At 59.4% G+C, this 5,017-nt stretch carries 3 protein-coding genes; all 3 read right to left on the reverse strand.

Annotated elements, in window-relative coordinates:
• On the reverse strand, positions 1 to 738 hold a 738-nt coding region (locus AKL25_RS23520; RefSeq protein ID WP_240475846.1), incomplete at its 3' end, for a two-partner secretion domain-containing protein.
• A gap of 52 nt (positions 739 to 790) precedes the next feature.
• Positions 791 to 1,555 (reverse strand): FecR family protein, encoded by a 765-nt coding sequence (locus AKL25_RS23525; protein WP_157050746.1) that lies wholly within the window; start codon positions 1,553 to 1,555, stop codon positions 791 to 793.
• Positions 1,556 to 1,575: 20 nt separating this feature from the next.
• A complete protein-coding gene (locus AKL25_RS24500) occupies positions 1,576 to 4,989 on the reverse strand; it encodes a beta strand repeat-containing protein (RefSeq protein ID WP_205627304.1) in 3,414 nt (1,137 codons plus the stop codon).
• Between the last annotated feature and the right edge of the window lie 28 nt (positions 4,990 to 5,017).

Genomic DNA, 5,017 nt, shown 5'->3' on the forward strand with positions numbered 1-5,017 from the left:
CACATTCGCGCCGATCAGGTACACGCTGCCGCCGGTGGCGGTCTTGATGGTGCCTTGATTGTCGACGTTGCCGGCGGTTGCGCCGGCGTTGAAGGTCAGGCGGCCCGCCAGGAAATCGCTGTCGGTGATATTCAAGGTACTGGCGATGAAGCGCGCTACGTCGACCACGCCGCCCGGTCCCACCATGATGCCGTTCTGGTTGATCAGCGTGACCGAGCCGTTGGCTTTGAGCAGTCCGTAAATCTGCGAGGGGTCGGTGCCGGTCACACGGGCGAGGAAAGCCGCTGCCGAGTTCGGCTGGCTGATGTCGACCGTGGCGTTGGCGCCGATGCTGAAGCTGCTGAAGTTGCCGATTGCCTGCTGCGTGCTCTGGTTGATGTTGAGCGTGTTGCCGTTTTGCGTGATGGTGGCCGCGCCGGAGGTGATGACGCCGCCGGTAGGCAAGGTGTTGACCGGCGGTGCAGCTGCCAGCGCAGGCACATTCCAGGCCGCGCAGATCGCCGCGGCCGTCATCGAGATGCGCAGACCGCGACCGAACATCGCCCGCCACGAACGGCGCAGCAAACCCGTCAGCAACACCGGCACCGGCTTGCGTGGCCGCCAGCTCATCGTCAGCCGGCGATTGCCGACGCGCATCGTGAAGGATGGCGGCAGCAGCTCGACGCAGGTATCTTTTTTAGTGGCCGATCTTGCGTCGGCCCCGGATGTCATGTTTTTCGAGTGATTTGAAGTATTCATGTCTATCCCACTGGCATACTGCGGCACCCTGGGCCGCTTGAGCGCTATTCAATTATTGGACAATGCAATCCACGTTGCCGCTCTTCGCACTCTGCTGAGTGCCCGGCGCGTTCTTGCTGATCGATTGCGGCATCGTCACCGGCACACCTTGTGTCGGCGGAACCACCGTCGGCGGCGTATTCAGGTTCGCCACATAGCCGAACTGCCCGGTCTGGAACACCTGCTGCCCGGCCGGGTTGGTCAGCACAATCGCCCCCTGCGCCACGTCCACGTGCAGACCGTTTTGCGGCGTGGAGCCGTTGGCAGTCGGCACGCCGCCGCAGTCGTTCTGGCAGAACAGCGCACCGAAATGAGTGCCCCGGATACCGATGGTCGCCGTCGGCGTGTCGAAACTCACCGCGTCGTGATTGCGTTTGCCGACCAAACCGGTGACCGCGCGCAAACCGCCCTTGACCAGGCTGATGCTGACGCTGTCTTTCTCGGGCTTGTCGGCGTCGTAGAGATAGCTCTTGACCACCAGCTGCGATCCCGGACGCAAGACGATTTCGCCGTTGTCGAGGAATTTCACGCGGGTGTAGGTGTTGGATTCGGTGATCAGCGTGTCGCCCTGCTGGATCTTCGACTGGATCGCCAGCACGGCGGTGCTGCCGTCGGCGCGCTTGGCGGTCAGGACTCCCGACAAGTGCGTCACGGTGCCGACCACTTGCGCACAGACGGCGCCGCCCCAGGCAAGCAAAGCGAGCAGGCAAAGCAGACGCCAGACATGCAGCAGGTTTGCCTGGCTATGCTGGAATCTCATGGAGGTAAGTTGTTTCATGTTTATCGGTTCCTGAGAGATCAGCTGCAGTACAGCTTGACGACTTTTTTGCCACTATCGGCGGGCTTGCTTTGCCCGTTCGCCGTTCCGCTATCGTCACCGCCAAAACTATCGGCGCCGCCTCCGGTCGTCTGGGTGGTGTCGAGAACCGGATTGGTGCTTGTCGTGGTAGTGGTGGTCGAGGTCGACGAGGTCTGGGTGTTGTTGACGCTGCGGTCGATCTGGCTGGTGGTGTCTGTAGCTACTGTCACCGTCGGTGTCGAGGAACTCACCGGAAGAGGAGGTCCCACCAACACGCCATTGAGCGTCACGCCGGGGCCAAATACAGGCGGCGGATTCGGAGCAGGAGGCGGTGGAAATACCCCGACGATATTGCCGTTGACGGTAAGACTACCGCCCGCCAGCAGACTGATGATACCGCCGGTGGACGTCAGTTGACCATTGACGACAATACTGTCGTTTGCAAGGCCTGAACCAGGAACACCTGCAGCGAGAGTGATGCCATTTCCGGCCGTGATATTGCCGTTAGTGGTCAGGGGACTATGCGTGACCAGACTGACCGAACCGGAGGCGTTGGCATTGCCAGCCAACACCATGCCGCCGGTATTATCGACGGAGATATTGCCGCCAGCATTGCTCAGGTCGTTGAGGCGCACTGCGCTGGTGTCCGTGACATTCAACCTATTGACCAGAACGATGTCGCCGCTGGCGCTGTTGGCTCCGGCATATGCTGCGATCTGATTGTTGGAATTATCCAGAGTAGTGCCGCTCACCGAGGAAGAGCTCAGTTGCCGCTTCACATGCAGTACATCATTTTGCGTAATCGCCCCGGTCGTTGATGCCAATGTCAAATTGGCCGCCGTGATGTTGCCCACCGTCAGGTTGCCGTCGGTCTGCGTCAGCGATACATTGCCGCTACTGTTGATGACCCCGCTGTAGTCTTGTGAAAAAGCGCCGTTGACGTTGATGGTCGAGCTACTGGTGCCGTTCAGCGAATAGCCGCCGTACATCACCGACAGCGAACCGATCTGCGCCGTACCGGTGATGGTGAGACTGCCGCCGGGTCCTTCCGGCGTACCGATGGCGACGCTTGAAGTGGGCGCCGTCAAATTGGTGGTTTGCAGCCCGCCTGCTGTCACGTTCAACTGCGCGCCGTTGCTGATAGTCAGATTGTTCACGACGTCGGTGCTGCCGCCCACATTGTGCGTTACCACGCCATTGTTGATGAACACGTTATCGATCGCCGTCGGCAGGTTGCCGGTGCTCCAGCTGGTGAGATTGTTCCAGCCCCCTCCCTCGCCACCGCTGAAGGTCAGGTCTTCGGAACCGGTCATGGCCAGCGCCAGTGATCCCTTGTAGTCGACCTTGATCATTTGCAGGCCGCTGCCGGTATTGACGATGTCACCGAGCACGTGGCTGAAATAGGAGGAACCGGCGTTGGAGCCGGCGAAAGTAATCGGTGTAAAACGCGTGTTCAGCGTCGGCACATAACCGCCCAGCAACTTGGTTTGCAACGTACCACCGAGCTGCACCATCAGCCCGTTGGTGGTCAGGAGGTCATAGCTGGTATCGCCGGCGACGTCGAGGTTGAGCACGCCTGTGACACCCTGCGTAAAGTTGCCGGTGATGCCAAGCGTCCCCACGGTTCCGATTCCACCCGGCGACAGCACGCCATTGTTGGTGAACTGGCCGCTGGCGGTGATCGATCCTGTGCCGGAAAGCGATGCGCCATCGTTATTGGTAATCGTGTTGAAACCGAGGCTTGCTCCAGTCAACACGACACGGCCATTATTGGACAAATCGCCGCCGGTGATCGCGGCGCCGGATGCCAGTGAAAGGTTGCCGGTATTTTGCCAGTCGCCACCGCTAAACGTAGCGCCGGCGCTCAAGCTGATGTTGCCGGTCAGATGGTCGCTGTTGCCGTTCGTGACGCTACCGCCGCTGGTGACGTCGCCAATGACAGTCATGTTGCCAAAATTGGTTACGCCGTTGTTGAACCCGATCGCGGTGACACCCGTATAACCATTCGGTTTGTTCGCGGTGGAATCGAGGCTCATCGTCCCGAGGTTGGTCACCGCTCCGGTCAGGAATGTCGTGTTGTAGTTGACGTTGAGCGTACCTTGCGCGTTGTTGGTGAAGCCGCTGGATGCCTCGACCCGGCTATTGGTAATGTTGAAACTGCCTGAATTGTCTACTGAGTTGTTAATTCTGAAATAGGCGTCCGTCACGCCAATGGTTCCAGTGTTGCTTACGGAACCGTTGCTCATGATGTTATTCGAGAAATTCATCTGGCCGGAATTGGTGAAGCCATTCTCGAACGTGACATAACCCGCAGAACCATTGGCCGTTACCATCCCCGCATTATTGAAGCCACCTGTATGAATATTCGACAGGTAGTTCAGGTTAAGCACAGCGTTCAACACGTTAGTGAAGCCGTTAACCGTGTTGATCGTGCCGTTGGTGACGGTGAACTGCCCTGCATTGGTGATCTTGTCGGTAGCGCTTACGCTGCCGTCAATGAAGGTTGCCGTACCGGTAGCGGTGTTGGTCAATGTGCTGACATTCAACGTCGATGCATTGATCGTGGCAGTCCCGCTATTGGTCAACGCGCCGGCGTTAAGCGTCGATCCGTTGCTCAAACCCAGCGAGCCGGTGTTGTTGAAGGCGGTGGCGGTGATGCCCTGAAACATGCTGGCCATCGTCAGGACGCCACTGTTGGTGACATTGCCCAGCGAGCCGCTCACATTGGCCAGGTTCACTGTTCCCTGATTGGTCAGTTTGCCGCCAACACTAAGCGCAGAATTGTTGAGCCCGACCGTACCGCTGTTGTTCAAATCGCCGGCCAGGCTCACTCCGGCGTTATACACGCTCGTCAGTGCGCCTCCGCTGTCAATCGTGACCGTGCCGGCGTTGAGCATACCGCTCTGGTTGAGGTCGATGGTTGCGCCGCTCTTGATGGCGAGATTACCGTTGCCGCTGTTGCCACTGCCGTCGCTGACATTCAGGATGCCGCCATTAAGCCTGACCAGCGCACCACTGACGTTCGCCGTATGATCGCCGGCGATGCCACTGAGGTTGCTGTTGAGGTTCAGATTCAGCGCGCCGCTGGTGCTGGTGATGTCGGCATTGATGGCGATACTGTTGTTCGCGTTGAGCGTCAGGCTGGCAGACGAACCGCCGGTCTTGTTGATTGCCGCATTGACGGTGATGTTGCCGCCGCTGGCCGAACCGCCCGCTCCTGTCGCCAGCGTGACGCTATTGCCCATATTGAGCTGGGTGGCAATGGTGCCGGCCTCAATGGTCGCACTACTGCCCGTCGATGTGATCACGTTACCGCTGGTGGAGGTGGAGGACGAGCCGGACGCGACCACGGTCAGGTCGTAGGGATCAATGAACCATTCGCCTCCGGTGCCGACGTTCGGCACGCTGACCACGTCCAGCGACTGCTTGCCGGAAGTTTCT

Source organism: Herbaspirillum rhizosphaerae (assembly GCF_001189965.1).
Classification (GTDB): Bacteria; Pseudomonadota; Gammaproteobacteria; order Burkholderiales; family Burkholderiaceae_D; genus Herbaspirillum; species Herbaspirillum rhizosphaerae.

What these genes read in the sequence shown, in the direction of transcription:
- AKL25_RS23525 (WP_157050746.1), bottom strand. Translation starts at nt 1,555, where the DNA reads ATGAAACAACTTACCTCCATGAGATTCCAGCATAGCCAGGCAAACCTG.